The sequence below is a fragment of the Roseivivax sp. THAF30 genome (assembly GCF_009363575.1).
GTDB lineage: Bacteria > Pseudomonadota > Alphaproteobacteria > Rhodobacterales > Rhodobacteraceae > Roseivivax > Roseivivax halotolerans.
Genome location: NZ_CP045389.1, coordinates 102,979 through 122,528, shown reverse-complemented (window position 1 = coordinate 122,528; position 19,550 = coordinate 102,979). Strand labels below are relative to the sequence as shown.

Genomic DNA, 19,550 nt, shown 5'->3' with positions numbered 1-19,550 from the left:
GGGGTCACCCGTCCTGCCGCGCGCGCATCTGCCGTCGCCGCGCCATCGCCGCGCGGCGAGCTTCCGCCCGCGCATTCCGGGCGGGGCTTGCGGGCGTCTCGGCGGCCCGCACCGCCGGTGCCGGAACATCGCCCCGCAACTCGCCGATGCGTCCGGCCATGCCGCCCAGCGTCGGGAACCGGAAGACATCGGTGATCGCGAAGCTGGTCACGCCGAAACGGTCCCGGACCGCGCGAAAGAGCTCGACCGCCAGAAGCGAATGACCACCAAGGGCGAAGAAATTGTCGGACCCGCCGATCTGCGAGACACCGAGCACTGCTGACCAGACCTCGCCCAGCTCTGCCAGCGTTGCCGCGTCTCCCGCCTGAGCGGGGCGCACGGGGCGTGCGTCTTTCGGTATCGGCGCGGGCCGGGTCGTTTTGGGCTCTGTCGGTTCGGGCAGCCGCGCGCGATCCACTTTCTTGTTCGGGGTGAGCGGCAGCTCGTCGAGCGTTACGATCCGCGCCGGGACCATATGGGCAGGCAGCCGTGCTTCGAGCGTCGCCTTCATCTGGATTTCATCGCCCGCATCCCCCGTGACGAACGCCAGAAGCCGGTTGTCGCGGACCACGGCGGCGGCCTGCCGCACGCCCTCCAATGCCTCGAGACGGGCCTCGACTTCGCCAAGTTCGATCCGCATGCCGCGCAGCTTGACCTGGCCATCGGCGCGGCCGAGGAAGTCGAGACATCCATCGGCCCGGCGCGCGACGAGATCGCCGGTGCGATACATGCGTCCCCCGTGAAACGGGTCCGGGCGGAAGCGCTCTTCGGTCAGCGCCGCGCGTTTCCAGTAGCCGCGCGCAACGCCGGCGCCACCGATCCAAAGCTCGCCGGGCACGCCAATAGGCTGCGGCTCCATCGCGTCGTCGAGAACGTAGAGCCGCGTATTGGCGATGGCCGCGCCTACAGGCACCACACCGTCCCCAGGTGATGCAGGGCCGCAAGCCGACCAGATCGTCGTCTCGGTCGGGCCATACATGTTCGTGACGCACGCATCCGTCGCTTTGCCCAGCGCCGCAACCAACGGTCCGGGAAGCGCCTCACCGCCGAGGAAGACATGGCTGAGGCTACCGAGCGCCGCCCGGGCGCCGTCATCTGCCAGCATCAGCCGCATCAGCGACGGCGTGCATTGCAGATGCGTCGCATCGTGCCGCCGGATCTGCGCCGCGACGGAGAAATCGTCCTCCGCCGGAAGGTCCGGCCCCGTCACGCGCGAGACGACTTCGGCCAAGGGATGCAGCCCTTCTAGGATCGTGTCCGGCGCGATGCCGTAATCGATGAGGCAGGCGATCTCGCTCACGCCGATGGCCTGCACTTCGGCGACGCGTGCCTCGGCATCCTCGATCGTGCCGAAAAGGCCGCTTTCGTTGAAATAGCGCTCGAAGGCATGATCGAGGATCGCCTCGAGCTCATCCGGCTCGAGCGCGCCAAGGTCGAGCTGCATCGGGTTCGTGACGCCCGCGGGCTTCTTGAAGGCCGGGAAGGCCCAGGCATATTGCTTGATGAGACCCGCCGCCGAACGCAGGTAATCTTTCATCGGCTCGCGCGCGATCTCGCGTGCCGCGTCTCGCGTCTCGGAAAGGTAGGTATGCAGCATCAGGGCCACTTCACCCGTTTTCGGATCGAACCCTGCCTCTGCCCGCGCTTGTCGGTAGAGCGCGATCTTCTCGGCGACCTCGTCGATGCTTTGCCCCAGAAGGTGCGTCAACACGTTAGCGCCGAGACGCCCAGCCTCTTTCCAGGTCTCGGGATTGCCCGCCGTCGTGATCCAGAGCGGCAGCTCCTTCGACATCGGACGCGGCTGCGTCACGACCTCGTGCAGGGAGCCGTCGGCCCGCGGGAAGGCCACCGCTTCACCGCGCCAGAGCCGGCGGATCTGGTCGATCGACTCTATCATCGCGCGCTTGTTGTCCGGCGGCGCGTTCTCGGGGCGGAGCACGAAATCATCGGGCTGCCAGCCGCTCGCGATGGCCAGGCCCGCGCGGCCTTCGGTGAGGTTGTCGATCACCGCCCATTCCTCGACCACGCGGGCAGGATGGTGCAGCGGTGCGACGCAGGAGCCGGCACGCACGCCGATCCGGCTGGTGACGCCGGCCACCGCCGCGCCTGTCACCGAGGGGTTCGGATAGGGACCGCCGAACGCGTGAAAGTGCCGCTCCGGCGTCCAGACGGCGGTAAACCCGTGCGCGTCCGCGAATTTCGCGCCTTCGAGGAGCGTGCGGTATTTGTCGCGCCCTGTCCCGTCGTCGTTGCCCCAGTAGTAGAGCGACATCGCCATGCCCGAGGCGCGCCGCGCGCCGGAGGATACGCCGCTCGCCACGTTCTCGGAGGCCATGACCACCTTGTAGCCGCGCGAGAGTGCATAGAAGAGCTCCAGCACCGAGATATCGAAGTTGAGGCTCGTCACCGCGAGCCATGTGCCGCCCGCGTCCGGCACGACGGCATCCATGCCGGTGAAGAAATTGGCGACCTGCGCGTGTTCGACCATCACGCCTTTTGGCGTGCCGGTAGAGCCGGATGTGTAGATGAGATAAGCGAGCGCCTCGGCGTCCGGGCCGGGATCGGGCCGCGTGGCGGGGACCGAGAACAGCTTGGGCTCGATATCGAGACGGATTTCCTTCGCGGCATGGCGAGGGAGTGACCGCGCGATCGCGCTTTCGGTCAGAACGATCGCCGCGCCGCTGTCGGAGAGGTAATGCGCCTGCCGCTCCGCGGGATAGGCGGGGTCGATTGGCAAATATGCCGCGCCGGCCTTCAGAACGCCGAGAGCCGCAGCCACGAGGCGCGGTCCGCGTTCCAGATGCAGCCCGACAATTGCGCCCTCTGCGGCGCCTGCACCCTGCAACAGGTGCGCGATCCGGTTGGCGAGCCCGTCGAGGTCGGCATAGCTCAGCGACTGATCTTCGAAGACAACGGCCACGCGTTCGGGGTGCGCCTGCGCCGTTGCCTCGAAGCGGTCGAGCATCGTCCGGTCGGCAAGCGGCGTCTCCGTCGCGTTCCAGGTCTCCAGCGTAAGCGCGCGCTCCGCTTCGCTCAGAAGCGGCGCATCGGCCATGTCGCCGGACCATTCGGCAAGCTGGTTCAGACGTGCCGCGAGGAGCTCCGCCATAGACGCGGTCATCGCCCCAGCGTCATAATGCAAGCGTTGAACCGCGCCGGTCTCCAACGTCAAAAGCGCACCCGGCAGAGGCCCGGCGCCTTCGCTTAACGCCAACGCGGGCGTCGCGAGCGACATGGCTGGCGATAGGCGGTGCCCCAGATCGCGTGCAAGCGGACCGGCGTTGCGCGCCGCGTTGAATTTGACCGTCATCTGCTCCCGGAACGCATCCGCCGGTCCTTCGGCATGCGCGGCAATCGGCATCCAGGGCAGCGCGAGGCCCGAAGCCGCGCGCTGCACGCTCGTGAGGGTCACGAGAGCGATGTCCGCCCGTCCTTCGGGAGCAAGGCGCGCCGCGAGCGCCGCCAGCGCATGAGGCGGGATGTCCGACACCGTCATCTGCGCCGTCTCCCCGGTCGGCGCTCCGAAGCCCGGCAGCCGCGCCGGAATGTAGCCGCTCAACGCACGCCGCCAGTGAAACTCTCCGCGCGCGAGATCCGACAGATCGTCCTCAGGCGGTTCAGGCAGAACCGTGCCAGCGTTGGGCAGCTCGCCTAATCCGTCGAGGCGCTGCAGGCCCGAAAGCCGCACTGCGCCGTCGCTTGTGGCAATGGTGATCGTTTCGTAAGCGACCGAGAGAACCTCGCCTGGCTGGCCGCGCCCTTCGGCAGTCTGCGCTTGCCCGATGGCGAAGAGCGCACCGTCCGTCCGGAGCTTCGGCAGAGCGACGGGGTTGGGATAGCCGCCGTGGTCGAGCGCCCGGACGAGCCGCAGAATTTGCGCCGAGGTCTGCGAGAAATCGAGCGTTCCGTGATGCGCGGGGCGATCCTTCAGCCCGAAATAGCTCCGTTGGTCCGAGGTTTGCGGCGCGCGGTTCTGGGCACCCGCCTCGAGTTCGGCAATCACCGTGTCGAAACTGTCCAGCGCGGCGGCGAAGCACTTGGTGTTGAGCGTCAGCGCGGTATCCTCGGGCGCGATCTCGACCGAGCGCGCGACGAGGATGTCACCGCGATCGACGCATTCGTCGAGCATGTGCCAAGTGATGCCATGCCGCGTCTCGCCGTTCAGGATAGCCCAGACCGGCGCGTTGACGCCGGCATAGGCGGGCAGCGGGCCATCGTGGAAATTGACGCCGCCCTTGCGTCCGAGCCGCAGGATCTCGGGAGGCAGAAGATCAAGGTTGGCGACGCTCAGGAGCCAGTCCGCCGCGCAACCCTCGAGCCGCTCGGCAAGACCTGGACCGGGTGCGATAACCCGCACGCCTTCCTTCGACGCCCAGTCCGCGACATCCCCATCGCGCGTCACGCAGGCGGTGAGCGTGTGACCCGCAGCGCGCAACTTGACCCCGGCCTCGCGGGTGAGACGGTCGTTGCCGATCAGGATCGCCGTGAAGCTCATGGCTCGCTCCTTCGAGGTTCTGCGGTAAGGGGATGGGTGCCGCGCGCGCTGGTGCCGAAGAACCGGCGCAGACCGTGCACCATGAGGCGCCGAAACATGCCCGGCGCATCGAGACGCGGCGCACCCAGAAGGCGGCGCAGTTTCCAGACCAGAAGGCCCGCGCCACGCGCCAGCGTCGCGGCGGCGGCATAGCCGCGCCCATGTGCCTTCTCGAAATACATCCAGCGGCTTTCGAACCAGTAATCCGGGAACTCGTGCCAGTCCTTCATGCCGGTCGAGACCGACCCGAGGTGCCGCACACGGCTCTCGGTGACGTACATCGTCGCCCAGCCGGCCCGTCGCGCCCTCAGAAAAAGCTCGGTTTCCTCGTAATAGAGAAAGAAATCCTCGTCGAAGAGGCCGATCTGATCGAGAACGTCCTGCCGGATCATGGCCGAGGCGCCGGCCAGCCAGTCGACCTGCCGCGTCCGCGTGAGATCGGCGATCACGATCCGCTTTTCCCAGAGGAGCTTCGAGATCGGACCCGTGCGCGCGGTCTGCTCGAACTCGCCCGCGAGGGTCGGGAACCGGAACGCGCTCGAATGGTGCGGATCTTCATCGTTGTAAAGCTGAGATCCCGCAAGGCCGACCTCGGGATGTGCATCGAGATAGTGGATGAGCGCGCGGATCGCGTCTTTGTCGGGAAACGCATCGGAATTGAGGATATACACCGCATCCGGGCGCTTGCCGTCACTGCGACCCGCGCGGATACCGACATTGTTCCCGAAGCCGTAGCCACCATTATGGCCCGACTGCACGACGCGCACGGGAACCGGCCACTGCCCGTTTTCAACCGCTCGGCGCAGCGCCTCTTCGGAGCCGTCCCGGCTGTCGTTGTCGACCACGACGATCTCCGCATCGAGACCGTCCAGCGCCCGGGCCAGGGCACGCATGGCGCGCTCCGTCATCTCGGCGCTGCGCCAGTTCAGGACGACAGCGAGAACCGTCTCGATCGGCTGGCTCATTCCGCGGCCTCGGTGCGCTTGAAAGGTGTCACATGACTGGTCGCGCTTCCGCGTTCCGCATCCTCGATGATCCTTTTCAGCGCCGCGGCCAGCACCCGGACATTGGGCTCCAACACCATCGAATCGTGATCGCCCGGCACCTCGACGACCTCGAGCTCAGATGCCCAGCCGCCCCATTCATTGTCATGGGTGAGATAGGCGCGTTCATGGTTCACGAGGCGGCCACCGGCGACGCGCCATTTGGCCATGAGCGGCGGACGGAAGAGCGCGACGCGCCTGCCATATGGTGCGACTTGGTAGCGGCCGATCGCCTCGATAAACGCCGCTTCGATCTCGACGTTGTGGAACGTCTCCGCGCTTTCGGTCGCGCCCTTGTCGCGGCGTTTCTCGATCTCCCACCGCACACGGTTGCGCGCCCAGATCACCGGATAGAGGGGCCCCTTGCGCCGCGCTTCGTGCAGCTGGATCACCGCGCGGTCGATCGCCGCGAGCGGGCGCTTCTGCGGCAGCGGCGTGTCGAGCATCGCCACAAGCGCGACCTCGTCACCGAGAGCGGTCAATTGCCGGGCGATCTCGTAGGCGGTGATGCCGCCGCCCGAGAAGCCGCCAACCAGATACGGGCCGTCCGGCTGCACCTGCTTCATCTCCGCGATGTAGTCACGCGCGGCGTCCTCGATGGTGCCATGCGGGGCCTCATCACCGTAGAGACCCTTGGCCTGGAGGCCGTAGAACGGCCGGTCCCGTCCAAGCAGCAAGGCCAGATGGCGCAGGTTCAGCACGTTGCCGAACATGCCGGCCACGAGGAAGAACGGAGTCTTTGACCCTGCCCCGCCTTCGTGCATCTGGACGATATGCGAAAAGCGCCGCTCCGGCCGCGTTTGCGTGGGGCGGTCCGGCACCTCCGCCACCGGGCCATCCGAGATGCCCGCCCGTTCCGCGATCAACGCCGCGCATTGCCGGATTGTCGGTGCCTCGAAGAGGATCGAGATCGGAAAATCGACGCGGTAGGCCTTTTTGACCATCGAGAACAGCCGCACCGCGATCAGCGAATGCCCCCCAAGATCGAAGAAGCTGTCGTCGATCCCGACATTCCGCACGCCCAGAAGCTCGGCCCAGAACCCGGCAAGTCGCTTTTCAACCTCGGTCTCGGGCGCTGCGAACTCGCCGTCCATATCCGGGCGCTCGAAGCTTTGGTTGCTCGTCTCCGCCCGTGCGGCGGTATCGGCTTGCGCCTTCAGTGCATGGACCGGGATCGGGCTCACCGCCAGAACGGGGACGCCTGTCGCCATCGCGCGCGCGAACGCCTCCGCGCCCTCTTCCGGTCGGATCCCCTGGGAGAGATTGTGCTGCAACAGCTCTTCACCCGGAGACAGCGGCGCGGCTGCCTCGCCTTCCTCGGAAATCAGCTCCGCCGCGGTCGCGCGGGGCGCGCGGGCAAGCTGCGCGGGATCGTCGAGCCGGCGGATCGCGAAGCCCCGGATGTCGACCAACACCGTGCCGTCCGGCGACGCGAGCGAGATGTCGAAACTGGCACTCTCGCTGTCGGCGCGGGCCTCGCCGCTAGGCCGGACCCAGCTCAGAACCTTGTCCGACAAGGGGCCATAAACCTTGATGCTCGCATAGGACAGCGGCACCCAGAGGTGGCGCGCCTCGTAGCCCGAGATGAGATCCATCGCCCAGCCGGTGGCGATGTCGAAGAGCGCGGGATGAACGAGGCATCCATCCTCTGAGGCCGAGGGCGAGAGCGCAAGCTCCGCAAGTCCTTCCTCCGACGAGAGCCCGCGCGCCTCAAGGACCCGCCAGCGGGCACCAAACTCAAGATGCGTCTCCTGGCCGGTGACGAGCGTTTCGCCGGGTGCTGCGGTCTCGCGCTTCGACATGCGGGCCCGGATTGCCGCCAGGTCGAGACGCGGCGCAGACCCGGGCGCACGGAGCGCGATGTCCGCTTCGGCAAAGCGAAGCATCCCCTCCTTGCCCTGCACGCGCGCATCTTCGAGAAGGTACATCTCATAGCCCGCCTCGGTCCGGGACAGGCGCAACGTCATCTTGCGACCCTGGCCGGATGTCACGATGAAGGGGCGCAGGAAGGCGAGATCCCGGATCTCGAAACTGTGCCCCTCGCCCGCCGCATCGAGCGCATGAGCGGCGAGCGTGACCACGGCAGAACCCGGCAAAAGCGCCGTGCCATTGCGGGTGCGGTGCTCGTCGATGATCCAATCCGATGTCGAGAATGTCTTCGCGAAGACGCGCCGACCGGCTGCATCGAAGCGCATCGTGTCGAGGAGCGGTCTGTTCGCAGGCTCGGGCGCGCTTTCTTCGGTCGCTCCGGTTCGCCGGGCCAAGGCGTCGGCGGCCATGCCGGTTTCCGCCCATATCCCCCAGTTCAACGCCACGACACGCGTTGCACCGCCCGACCGCGCGGCCGCCATCGCGTTGAGATACTCGTTCGCCGCCACGTAATCGAGCTGGCCCGCCGCCGCGGCCATCGTCGAGACCGAGGAGAAGAGCGCGATCCAATCGACCGAGCCGTCCGGAAACAGCGTATTGACCGCGTTGGCCCCGTGAAGCTTGGGCGCGAAGGTGTCTTCCACATCCGCGGGACCAAGCGCCAGAAAGGGCTGGTCCGACAGGCGGCCCGCGGCATGGATCACGCCGTTGATGCGGCCGAACCGGTCTTCGGCGGATCGCACGAGATCCTGCATCGCCGCGAGGTCGCAGATATCGGCGGTCGCGACCATGACTTCGGCCCCGACCGCTTCGAGCGCCTCCACATGCGCGATGGCGCGGCTCACGGGATCGTGCGGCGCGTGCCGGCGGCGGTATTCGGACCAGTCAGACCGATCCGGCAATACGGTGCGCGAGACCAGCACCAGCTTCGCGCCGTTCTTCGCGGCAGCCAGGCCGAGCGTTCGCGCGATCCCGCCAAAGCCGCCCGTGATCAGGATGGTGCCTTGCAGGCTCACGTCCGGCGTATGAGGCAAGAGCCTGTCCGCGAGGGCGCGCTCGAACCGGCGACCGCCGCGCAGGGCGGCCTCGCGGGCGCCCGGCGGGATCAGAAGCTCCTCGGTGACAAAGCTTGCAAGCGTCGCGATGCTGTTCTGATCCACCTTTCGGCGTCCGAACATGGCGCGGCTTCCGCCAGCGGCGGGAAGTGTCACGTCGAGCGTGCCGAAGGTCAGCCCCGGCACTTCGCGCGGGATCACTCGGACAGGGCCGGCGATGGTCGCCTTGACCGGGCATGGCACGGGCTCATCGCGCACTTGCACCGCCCCGTTCGTGAAAATCTGCAGATGCAGGCCCGACATGCCTTCATCGACGAGCGCCTGCGAGAGGAACAACAGCGAATAGAAACCCTGCTCCTGCAGCCGGTGGAAGAAGCTGGAACCGGGACGGTGCGCCTCGTCGTTGGTCACCAGCCAGAAATGGGCGATGCGCGTCGGGACAAGGCCACGCGCGGAGAGGTCGGCGAGGAGAAGATCATACCCCTCCCGCCCGCGTTCCGGCGCGAGGATGTACTCGTGCTCACCCCGTCTTGCGAAGGTGTCACCGGGGCGAACCTCCACGACCGTATGGCCCGCGGCGCGAAGCGGCGCCAGCGACGCCGCCGCGAGACCTGCATCGTCCACGAAGACGAGCCAGGTTTCGGGGTCGAGTAGGTGCAGGTCGTAGTGCGGATCGACCGGCACTTCCGCCGCGCGCGGCTGCCAGACAGGGGCCGCGCCCCACTCGGCCATATCGTCCCGGCGTGCGGGATAGCGATCCGCGATATCGGCCGAAGCCGCCTGCCCCGGTTCGATGAAGTAGGAGGCATGCTGGAAGGCGTAGGTCGGCAATGGCACGCGGTGCCGCCGTGCCTCGCCCCAGACCTGATCCCAATCGACCTCGACACCGAGCGCCCAGAGGCGGCCAAGCACTTCGTGGAAGTAGCGGTCATCGGCGATGGCGTCGTCGGGATGACGCAAGCTGGCAACGACGCGGTTGCCGCCGATCTGGGGTTGCTGGCGGGCGAGCGCCGAGAGCGCATGACCCGGCCCGACTTCCAAAAGGACACGGTTCTCGGTCTCTGCCACGCGCGCGACGCCATCGGCGAAGCGCACCGTATTGCGCAGATGTCCGACCCAATATTCAGGGTCCGTCGCCTCTTCGTCGGTGAGCCAGGTTCCGGTGCGGTTCGACAGGATCGGAATCTCGGGCGGGCGCAGGTCGAGCGTCTCAAGATGCGCGCGGAACTCCGGCAGGATCGGGTCGAGCATCCGGCTGTGCGCTGCGATGTCGATCCCGATACGCCGGCATTCGATCCCCTGGGTCGTCAGTCGTTTCTCAAGCGCGTCGAGCGCGGCATCGGGGCCGGTTGCCACCGTGAGCTGCGCGCCATTGATCGAGGCGATATCGAGATCTCCTCCGAGATGCGGGACAAGCGCCGCCTCGGAGAGCGCGACCGAAAGCATTCCCCCGCGGGGCACGGTATCGAAGAGCGAGCCGCGCTTGTGAACGAGGCCGATGGCCTCTTCGAACGTCATGACGCCCGCGAGGCAAGCCGCCGCGTTCTCGCCCATCGAATGGCCGATCAGCGTCGAGGGTACGACGCCCCAGCTTTCCCAGAGCCGCGCGAGGGCGATCTCGGTCACGAGGATAAGAGGCAGCTGCACCGACGGGACAAGAAGGGTCTTCTCCGCCTCAGCGCCCGGCGCGGCAAGCCACGCGGCGCGCGGATCGCTGCCGGTAAGTGCAGAGAGATGATCGAGACCCCGGTCCATCCATTCGGCAAAGACCGGCTCTGTCTCGTAGAGACCCTTTGCCATCTGCGGATATTGCGCGCCACCACCCGGCAGAAGGAAAGCGACGTCGGGATCGCTCAGTGCCTTGTGGCTATGAACGCGCCGACGGTCACCGCTTTCGAGAAGTCGCGCAGCCTCTTCGTGGCTCTCGGCGACGACGATGCGCCGCTCTGCGAAAGCCGCGCGGCCTTCCTTGAGCGTGTAGGCCACATCGGCGAGCGGCACCTCGGGATGGGTCCGCAACCACTCCGTCAAACGTGCGGCATTGCCGTCGAGCGCTGCTTTCTTCCGCGCCGAGAGCGTCAGGATCTGGAACGGGAACTCCGCCTCGTCCGAGGTCGGACGTTCCGGCGCAGCTTCCAGCACGACATGGGCATTCGTGCCGCCGACGCCCAGCGAATTGACCCCGGCGCGGCGCGGATGCCCGGTTTCGGGCCACGGGGTCAGGCGGTCGTTGACGCGGAATGGCGAGTGATCGAAATCGATGGCCGGGTTCGGCGCCTCGTAGCCAAGGCTGGGCGGGATCTCGGCATGGTGCAGCACAAGGGAGGCCTTGATCAGGCTCGCAACGCCCGCTGCGGTGTCGAGATGGCCGATATTGGTCTTGACCGAACCGATCCGGCAGAAGCCGGTTTCATCCGTCGTCTCGCGGAACGCTTGCGTCAGGGCCGACACCTCGATCGGATCGCCAAGATAGGTGCCCGTGCCGTGGCATTCGACGTAGCCGATGCTGCGCGCGTCGATATCCGCGATGGCCTGCGCCTCGGAGATCGCTGCGGCCTGCCCTCCCACGGAAGGCGCGAGATAGCCGGCCTTGTCCGCCCCGTCATTGTTGACAGCCGTGCCCTTGATGACCGCCCAGATGTAATCGCCGTCGGCCAGCGCATCCTCGAGGCGGCGCAGCACCACGACGCCAGCGCCCGATCCGAAGACCGTGCCCGCGGCACGATGGTCAAAGGCGTGGCATTCACCGTCGGGTGACAGGATTTCGTTTTCCTTGAAGACATAGCCGCGACCCTGCGGCAGCTCGATCGTCACGCCCCCCGCGAGCGCCATGTCGCACTCGCCCGCCAAAAGAGCCTGCGCCGCGTAGTGGGTGGCCACGAGCGAGGTCGAGCAGGCCGTCTGCAACGACATCGACGGACCCTTCAGGTCGAACACATGGCTGGCGCGGGTGGTCAGGAAGTCCTTGTCATTGCCGGTATGGCGCAGAAGGAACATTCCGGTCTGATCGACGAGATCCGGGTTCGAACAGATGTTGAAATAGAAATACGACCCCATCCCGCAGCCGCCATAGACGCCGACCGCGCCGGGGAAATTCTGCGGAACGTGGCCGGCACTTTCCATCGCCTCCCATGCGACCTCGAGGAAGCGGCGGTGCTGAGGATCGAGAATCGCGGCCTCCTTCGGCGAGAAGCCGAAGAACTCCGCATCGAACATCGTGTAGCCGTCGAGCGGGGCCGCGAATGGCACGTAATCCTTCCGGCGGATCATGCCGGGCGCTTCGCCCGCTTCGAGAAGTTCATCCTCGCTGAGACGGCGGATCGACGAGAGGCCCGCGCGCAGGTTCGACCAGTACCGCTCGACAGAGTTCGCACCGGGCAAATGCGCGGCCATGCCGACAATCGCAATGTCGGCTTCGCCGGTTCCGTGGAGATCGGCCGGGTCTGTCATGAATCGTCCTGCTCTTTCCTGGCCTCATCCTGTAGCCCCGGAATTGGGGCAAATTGAGGCAAACGGAGTTTATCACATGTCCCGTGTCAAATTGCCTTTCCGGCTGCGTCACATCGTGGCGCTCGCAAGCGCGGCGATGTCACCGGCGTGAAACCATATCACCCCTCCGGCAACGGCAAGTCCGACGCCGCCGAAGACGACATCATGCACCGGATCCCACGCGCCCGATTTCCGGGACAGCCAGACCTCGGCCGGGTATGTCAGAAGTCCCGCAACGCCCTGCCCGACGATGGCACCGGGCAGCCCCGCGAAAGCGAGCCCGAGACTGACGCAGACAAGAATCGCGACGGCGCGCACGAGCGTCAGCAAGAAGAAGTTCCGGCTGTCTCCCCGGGCGAGCGCCGCCTGATCGTAGGTCAGCGTCACGATTTGCGGAATCCACATAATCGCGAGCAACACGGTGACCGGCCCGGCCTGCTCGTAGCGCACGTCATATAGAAGCTCGACGAGCCAGACACCGATGAGGCCCATGATCGCGACCATGCCCACAAGCGCCGCGCTGACGATCATGCGCATCCGGCGCAGTTTGAGAAAGTTGGCGCGGCTCTCGGACGGAGGCGCTTCGCGGTAAATCGGGATCAGCACCTTGGATGCCACCAACCGCCCCAGCATGTTGGGAAATGACGCAAGGAAGTAGCCGATATTGTAGACGCCGAATGCGCCCAGCGCGAGGAAACGACCGATCAGGATCCGGTCGCCCTGCGCTGCGATGAAGCCGCATATCGTGGCGAGGAAAATCCATTTTCCGAAGGAGGTCAGCTCGCGCGCAGCTTCGGCGTCCCAGCTCAGCCGCTCGCCTTCGCCGGGCAGAAGCGCCCAGTTCAGACCGACCTGAAGCGCGGTTCCGAGAACCCCGCTGACGACCAGCGCCCAGACCGAACCTGTGAGCCACGCAAGGACGATGCCGATCACCAGCCCCCCGGTCTGCGCCGCGAGTTCAAGTCCCGCGACCCGCCCGAGCAAGAGGTTGCGATGCGCCAAAGCGATCCGCATCGGATTGAGGCCCAGGAGAATCAGTGAGAGCCCCGCGACCGGCAGGATCGCGGTCAGTTGTGGGGCGCCGAAGAGGAGCGACAGGGGCCAGGCCAGAAGGCAGGCGGCGAGCCAGAGAAGTACGCCCCGGATCGCCTGAATGGTAAAGGCCGTGTCGAGAAACCGCCGATCTTCGGCCCGCCGATGCTGCATGATGGATTGCAGCACGCCGGTATCGGAGAAATTCGTCAGGCCCTGCATGATGACCGCCACCAGCGCCATCAGGCCGAAGGCCTCGGGAAAGAGCAACCGGGTCAGGACGAGATTGCCGCCAAGCCGGATGGCCTGACCGGCGACAAAGGCCGCCGTCGTCCAGATCGAAGAGCGGATCGCCCGCGCGCCAAGCGATGCGCCGCGCAGACGGGAGAGGCCGAATGTCGTCATCGCCCGCGGCTCCAGCCCTGTCCGGGCCTGAGCCGTGCCGAGGCGGCCACGGCGGAATAGACGGCGAAGGCGAAAGGATCGCGCAAGGCGAGGCGCAGCTTACGCGTCAAGGGAAACGGGCGATGATCGTCGTTGTCCATGCGTGCGGGGTAGAGCCGTGCCACCTCGGCGACCCCGCGATCCTGACGGGCGCGGACCCGCGCAAGCGCGCCAAAGCCGCGGACAACCGGCCAATCGTAAGCCGCGGGGACGGCGATCCGCTCATGCGGCGCGAAGGAAAGCCGCACGAAGGTATCGTCCGAGATGATGTCGGGGAAGGCGCCCCAGCGGGCGCGGCCCGCTGAGTTGACCGCGAACAGACCACATCCCGGAACAGCATCGGACATGAACGGTACACGCGCCCAGTAGCGCGCATAGGCCCGGCTGATCGCATTATCAGGCGCGGCGATCCTGAGAGTGCCGGTAACGAACCGTGGTTCCGGGGTATCGAGCGCCTCGGCGATCTCGGACAGGAGCGCGGGCGACACCGTGACATCGGCATCGAGATACACGCGCCGGGCGCTCCCCGCGACCCTATCGCCCGCGTTGAGGGCTGTCGGCTTTCCGGCCGGTGCGCTTTCGATCACCGCGAACGACCAGCCTCTTTTCGACAGCGATGCCCCGGAGGTTCGCGCCACCTCCGCCGTGGCATCGACGGAGCCGTTCTCGACCACGATCACCTCGGGCCGGGCCTCTCGCGTCCAGTCCGAACGGGCCAGTGCGGTGAGGCAAGCGCCGAGACGTGCGGCCTCGTTGCTGGCCGGTATGATGATGCTCAGGTCGGTCGCACTCATGGTCCTGCTCGGTCGCGGGCGATTGGGTCTTGTCCCGCGCTACTCGTCCAGAAGCACGAAAAAATGGCCAAAAGAAGGTTGCGCGTCACGGCAAGGAAATGGCTTCGCCGGTCGTGCCCTCGAAGCTCAAAAGCTCGAAATCGGTCAGGCGCACGATCAGCCAGCCTGACTGCACCAGCGTGCGCCCGGCTGCGTCGCGGCTGATCGTCCAGTCGCTCTGAACGCCCGGCAGACGCGCCTCGTCCTCGCCCGCCCCACCGTGCAGAAGGTCGGCACCGCCGCCCGAGATCACCAGATCGTCGCCCGGACCGGCAAGGATGAGATCCTCCTCGCCAGATCCGCGAATCTCGTCATCACCGTTGGTTCCCGCCGCGACAGCGCCGTTCGCGAAGACGGCGGCCCCGCGCGCATCCGGTACAGGAGCCGCGTCATTGTAGGACACGAGGCTTTGCCAGCGCGGATTGTCGTCCCAAGGATGGCGTAAATGGCCCCAGATGCCCCATTGCGAAGCCCGGCCCATGTCGACGAAGGCGTTGAAGAGGGTTCCGCCTGCCGCAGACCAGCCGGAGAGAAGCTGATCATAGAGACCCGCCATCGCATCCGAGTAGCCGAAGGCGCTGAGAAATTCCGCCAGACGTTCGGCTTCGGGATGGCCTGCCGGAACGAGATGCGCGCCGCCTTCATACATGATGAGGTCGAGCCCTGCCTGCTCCGCAGCCTGGGCATGGTAGGGAAATACCTCGTCGGTGAGGCGCGCGACATTGGGCTCCAGACGCTCCGCGAACGGCCCGAAAGCCTCGTTGAAACGCGTCTCGCGCACATGCTCGCGCAAGGCGACGCGGGCAAGGCCCTGAGCTTCCCCCGCTTCTTGCGCCGCCGCCTCGGCGTCGTCGAGATCCGCGAGGAGCGCATCGCCCTGCGCCTCGAAGTCGAACAGGAAGTAGCCTGTCACGGCATAAGCGTCGAAACTGTCCTGCGGCATCTTGCCGAGCGTCAGGAACGCCAGCGGCGCGGCCAGGGCCCGTGCCTCGCGGCCTGCCCAGCCGGTATGGGTCGCGAAGACCCGGACAAGCCGCGCCTCGGCGGCATCGTCGAAGACATCAGCCCAGATATCCATGACCTCGGCGGCGCGTTTTCCATAAAACTGCATCCGCAGGTCGTCGCCTGGCCCCCAAAGCTCCTCGGCCTGCCGATCGGCCCAGCGCGCCTGCTCGAAAATATCGTTCCACATTTCGTTCGAGTATTCCGCATAGGCCTTCAGGCGCGGATCGAGCCCGTCCCGTACCGACTCCGCAAAGGCGCGGACGTAAGCGTCGTCCGCCATGTGCGGCAGCGTGAACCAGGGATCGGCGCCGACCTCGTTCGCCAGCCGCAGGAGCACCGGCAGCGGCACGCCCCAGGCGGCATAGGTGGCATCCTCGACGCGCGGGCGGCTGTCCCAATCGGTGACGGGCGAATTGTTCGTCTCCATCCAGTCCATGAAGCGCAGAACGCGCATATCCGCGATCCGCGCAAGCCAGGCCGGGTTGAAGAGCGCGCCGGCCTCGAGAAGCGGCTCGTGTTCTTCCCGAAATAGCCGGATGTCACGGATGGGGTTGTCCGCATCTAGGGCGGCAATCGAGACGCCGACCGCACCCGGACCCGGCTCGTAGAAGAAGCGGATGCGTCCCGGCGCGGCATCGACGCGGCGTGCGAGACCCGTCACGGAAATCTCGCCCTCCCCTTCGTAAGTCAGAACGTAGGCGCCGCGCAGTTCCTGCGCCTCTTCGGGCCTGTCAGTGAGAACAAGCGCCTCGATCCGCTCGGCCTCGTCCGGGATGGAGAGCGGCCAGCCACGCGCATCGATGTGACCACCGGCCCGCAGGACATCCGTCTCGATCCCGCCCCATTGGCCGGGCAGATGTCCGATCCAGGGACGCGAGGTCTTGAAGATGTCGAGGAAGGGCTGCTGAGGCGACCAATCGTGTATCCCGTTGAGCCCCATCGCCAGCGCCGGTGCCCGGGACGCAGCCTCTGCGGCAACCTCGCGGGGGGTCTCGGTCTGCGCCTGTGCGAGCCACAGGGTCGCGGGGATCGGCCCCGGTTCCTGTCCGAATACAGTGTCGCGCGCGGCAAGGGACGGCGCGGCCAGCAATGCCAGGCAAAGGGCGGCGATCAGACGGGACGAGACGGACACAGGGAACTCCAGACTGGCAGTAAACCAAGCCGCACTCTAGGCTGATCGCCCGCCCTGCCGCAATCGGGCCGAGGCATCACGAATGAGGCATCGGGCCCCGCGCGTGGACACCCGCTTGCGGCAGGGTTATCACCAGCGCAAGAGAGCGGGATCGCGAAAGGCCACGAGATGACAGCAGCTTCCCGAGACCCGGCGGACCTGACCCGCTGCTCAGCGGAGATCGCGCGCGACGTGCTGCGAACCGAAAGCGCCGGCCTGTCGCTGCTTGCCGACGAGCTGTCGGCGGATTTCGCCCCGGCGGTCGCGCGGCTTCTGGAGATACCGGGCCGGATCATCGTCTCCGGCATGGGCAAATCGGGCCATATCGCCGCGAAGATCGCCGCGACACTCGCCTCGACGGGCAGTCCCGCGCAATTCGTGCATCCCGGAGAGGCCAGTCACGGCGATCTCGGCATGATCACGCGCGAGGATGCGGTGATCCTGATCTCCAATTCCGGTGAGACGCGCGAGCTTGTGGATATCATCGCCCATACGCGCCGCTTCGCCGTGCCGATGGTGGCGATCACCCGCAACGCGCAATCGACGCTGGCGCGGCAATCGGACTTCCTGCTGGTGCTGCCGGACGCGCCCGAGGCCTGCTCGCTGCGGCTCGCCCCGACCACCTCGACGACCATGACGCTGGCCCTCGGCGATGCGCTGGCGGTGGCGCTGATGGAGGCGCGCGGCTTCGACCGGGATAGTTTCCACTCGTTCCATCCCGGCGGAACCCTCGGCGCGCAGCTTCTGAGCGTGGCCGCGGTCATGCACAAAGGCACCGAGCTGCCGGTCGTCGCGCCCGATACGGATATGGGCGAGACGTTGATCGAGATGACCGCGAAGGGCTTCGGCGTTGCGGCCGTGGTCGAGGACGGCGCTCTGAAGGGCGTCATCACCGACGGCGACTTGCGCCGCAATCTCGACGGGCTGATGGCCCGCAAAGCCGGCGAGGTGGCGACCAAGACGCCGACCACGATCCTGCCCGACGCGCTTCTGGTCGAGGCTTTGGGCGTGATGAACGCACGCAAGATCTCGGCGCTGTTCGTGGTCGATGAGACCGGCGCGCTCCAGGGTCTTGTCCATATCCATGACGCGCTGCGGGCGGGGGTCGCATGAAGACCGTCGTCTTCATTCCCGCGCGCTACGCCTCCTCGCGCTATCCCGGCAAACCGCTGGTCGAGCTGACGGGTGCGACGGGTGAGAAAAAGACCCTGATCCAGCGCAGCTGGGAGGCCGCACAGGGCGTCGCCGGGGTCGATGCGGTCTATGTCCTGACCGACGATGCGCGCATCCGCGATGCGGCGGAAGGGTTCGGGGCCGAGGTGCTGATGACGAGCTCGGCTGCCCGGAACGGCACCGAACGCTGCGCCGAGGGTCTCGCCCAGCTTGGCACGCCGCCTGACGTGGTGGTGAACCTGCAAGGCGACGCGCCGCTGACGCCCGTCTGGTTCCTCGATGCGCTCATCGCGGCGATGGCGGACGAGCGGGTGCAGATGGCAACGCCCGTCCTGCGCACGGAGGCCGACACGCTCGCCAATTTCGTCACCGACCGCAAAGAGGGCCGCGTCGGCGGCACGACGGCGGTCATGCGCGCGGACGGCACCGCGCTTTATTTCTCCAAAGAGGTGCTGCCCTACGTGGCCAGTCTCGAAGCGCCGCCCGAGGTCTGGCACCATGTGGGCGTCTACGCCTACCGGCCCGCCGCGCTCGACGCCTATGCCGGCTGGCCGGAAGGCCCGCTCGAGGCAGCCGAAGGGCTCGAACAATTACGATTCCTCGAGAATGGCTGGCCCGTGACCTGCGTCGAGGTCGAGGCGCGGGGCCGGGTGTTCTGGGAACTCAACAACCCCATCGACGTGGCACGGATCGAAGCCGTGCTCGCCAAGGAAGGTCTGTCATGAAAGACGTCTCTGTCGGCAAGCTAACACTCTCCAATTCGGCGCCGTTCGCCCTGATCGCCGGGCCATGCCAGCTCGAGAGCCTCGATCACGCGCGGATGCTGGCGTCCCGGATCGCCGACGCGGCGGATGCGGCAGGCGTGCCCTGGATCTTCAAGGCGAGCTACGACAAGGCGAACCGCTCCTCGCTTGGTGGCAAGCGCGGGCTCGGCATGGAGGCCGGGCTGGAGATATTAGGCACGATCAAAGCGGAATTCGACGTGCCCGTCCTGACCGACGTTCATGCGCCCGAACATTGCGCGCCGGTGGCCGAGGTGGTCGATATCCTCCAGATCCCCGCCTTCCTGTCGCGGCAGACCGACCTTCTCCTCGCCGCAGGAGAGACCGGCGCTGCGATCAACGTCAAGAAGGGTCAGTTCCTTGCGCCCTGGGACATGGGCAATGTCGCCGACAAGATCGCCTCGACGGGCAACGAGCGCATCATGCTTTGCGAGCGGGGGGCGAGTTTCGGCTACAACATGCTGGTCTCGGACATGCGGTCACTGCCGATCATGGGCGAGACCGGCTACCCGGTCGTGTTCGATGCGACGCATTCGGTTCAGCTTCCGGGCGGGCAAGGCACCTCCACGGGCGGACAGCGCGAATTCGTGGAGCCTCTGGCGCGCGCGGCCATCGCCGTCGGCTGCGCGGCGGTCTTCATCGAAACGCATGAAGACCCTGACAATGCCCCGAGCGACGGGCCGAACATGGTCCCGATCGACAAGCTGCAACCGCTTTTGGAGGGCCTCGCCGCGATCGACCGGCTGACCAAGGCGCGCTGAGCCGAATAAGGGCACCGTTTTCGCCCGTTTGAAGACCGGACGCACGGGGTTGCGACCAAGATCAGCATCGCCGGCGGGCCTTCTGAACCGATCCGGGCGACCCTTCGGACGGAATCCCGCACGGGATTGACCCTGAGGAACGTCAGCAGACCGGCGCTGCACGCTTCTTGCGTGTCTGGCGCGCTGGTGCGTTTGGTAGAAGTTCTCTGCGTGAAAATCCCCGCTCTTGGCACAGGATGCCCAAGCGAACGTTCCAATCCACGTGCCGCAGGCGGTTTTTGCAGGCGATGTGATCCGCATAAACCGGGGCTTAAGGCTCC

9 protein-coding genes are annotated in these 19,550 nt (G+C 66.7%); 3 read left to right on the top strand and 6 right to left on the bottom strand.

The annotated features are described in order from the left end of the window. Positions 1 to 4 precede the first annotated feature (4 nt). The 6 genes from FIU91_RS00470 to FIU91_RS00445 form a co-directional block, all read right to left on the bottom strand. Positions 5 to 4,534 (bottom strand): MupA/Atu3671 family FMN-dependent luciferase-like monooxygenase, encoded by a 4,530-nt coding sequence (locus FIU91_RS00470; RefSeq protein ID WP_152460995.1) that lies wholly within the window; start codon positions 4,532 to 4,534, stop codon positions 5 to 7. Continuing rightward, a complete protein-coding gene (locus FIU91_RS00465) occupies positions 4,531 to 5,538 on the bottom strand; it encodes a glycosyltransferase family 2 protein (protein WP_152460994.1) in 1,008 nt (335 codons plus the stop codon). The genes FIU91_RS00470 and FIU91_RS00465 overlap by 4 nt, the downstream gene beginning before the upstream one ends. After that, complete coding sequence (locus FIU91_RS00460) at positions 5,535 to 11,990, bottom strand: type I polyketide synthase (protein WP_152460993.1); 6,456 nt, start codon at positions 11,988 to 11,990, stop codon at positions 5,535 to 5,537. The genes FIU91_RS00465 and FIU91_RS00460 overlap by 4 nt, the downstream gene beginning before the upstream one ends. Positions 11,991 to 12,098: 108 nt before the next feature. Beyond that, positions 12,099 to 13,466, bottom strand: coding sequence for an oligosaccharide flippase family protein (locus FIU91_RS00455; RefSeq protein WP_152460992.1), 1,368 nt, complete (start codon positions 13,464 to 13,466; stop codon positions 12,099 to 12,101). After that, the gene (locus FIU91_RS00450; RefSeq protein WP_152460991.1) at positions 13,463 to 14,299 is read right to left on the bottom strand and encodes a glycosyltransferase family 2 protein; all 837 of its coding nucleotides are present in this window, start codon (positions 14,297 to 14,299) and stop codon (positions 13,463 to 13,465) included. Before FIU91_RS00450 ends, FIU91_RS00455 begins: the two co-directional genes overlap by 4 nt. Positions 14,300 to 14,384: 85 nt before the next feature. Continuing rightward, positions 14,385 to 16,475: a hypothetical protein gene (locus FIU91_RS00445; RefSeq protein WP_152460990.1), complete on the bottom strand. Its 2,091-nt coding sequence runs from the start codon at positions 16,473 to 16,475 to the stop codon at positions 14,385 to 14,387. A gap of 168 nt (positions 16,476 to 16,643) precedes the next feature. On the opposite strand from FIU91_RS00445, the gene FIU91_RS00440 reads away from it, so the two are divergent. The 3 genes from FIU91_RS00440 to kdsA are packed head-to-tail and all read left to right on the top strand — an operon-like array spanning position 16,644 to position 19,230. After that, positions 16,644 to 17,627 carry an SIS domain-containing protein gene (locus FIU91_RS00440; protein WP_152460989.1) on the top strand — a complete coding sequence of 328 codons (984 nt, stop codon included), beginning with the start codon at positions 16,644 to 16,646 and terminating at the stop codon, positions 17,625 to 17,627. Further along, positions 17,624 to 18,412 carry a 3-deoxy-manno-octulosonate cytidylyltransferase gene (locus FIU91_RS00435; protein WP_152460988.1) on the top strand — a complete coding sequence of 263 codons (789 nt, stop codon included), beginning with the start codon at positions 17,624 to 17,626 and terminating at the stop codon, positions 18,410 to 18,412. Before FIU91_RS00440 ends, FIU91_RS00435 begins: the two co-directional genes overlap by 4 nt. Then, positions 18,409 to 19,230 carry a 3-deoxy-8-phosphooctulonate synthase gene (gene kdsA / locus FIU91_RS00430; RefSeq protein WP_152460987.1) on the top strand — a complete coding sequence of 274 codons (822 nt, stop codon included), beginning with the start codon at positions 18,409 to 18,411 and terminating at the stop codon, positions 19,228 to 19,230. The genes FIU91_RS00435 and kdsA overlap by 4 nt, the downstream gene beginning before the upstream one ends. The last annotated feature ends 320 nt before the right edge of the window (positions 19,231 to 19,550 follow it).

Bases quoted from the DNA above. Each gene is read 5' to 3' on its own strand.
- kdsA (WP_152460987.1), top strand. From the start codon at position 18,409: ATGAAAGACGTCTCTGTCGGCAAGCTAACACTCTCCAATTCGGCGCCG.
- FIU91_RS00435 (WP_152460988.1), top strand. From the start codon at position 17,624: ATGAAGACCGTCGTCTTCATTCCCGCGCGCTACGCCTCCTCGCGCTAT.
- FIU91_RS00450 (WP_152460991.1), bottom strand. From the start codon at position 14,299: ATGAGTGCGACCGACCTGAGCATCATCATACCGGCCAGCAACGAGGCC.
- FIU91_RS00440 (WP_152460989.1), top strand. From the start codon at position 16,644: ATGACAGCAGCTTCCCGAGACCCGGCGGACCTGACCCGCTGCTCAGCG.
- FIU91_RS00465 (WP_152460994.1), bottom strand. From the start codon at position 5,538: ATGAGCCAGCCGATCGAGACGGTTCTCGCTGTCGTCCTGAACTGGCGC.
- FIU91_RS00460 (WP_152460993.1), bottom strand. From the start codon at position 11,990: ATGACAGACCCGGCCGATCTCCACGGAACCGGCGAAGCCGACATTGCG.
- FIU91_RS00470 (WP_152460995.1), bottom strand. From the start codon at position 4,534: ATGAGCTTCACGGCGATCCTGATCGGCAACGACCGTCTCACCCGCGAG.
- FIU91_RS00455 (WP_152460992.1), bottom strand. From the start codon at position 13,466: ATGACGACATTCGGCCTCTCCCGTCTGCGCGGCGCATCGCTTGGCGCG.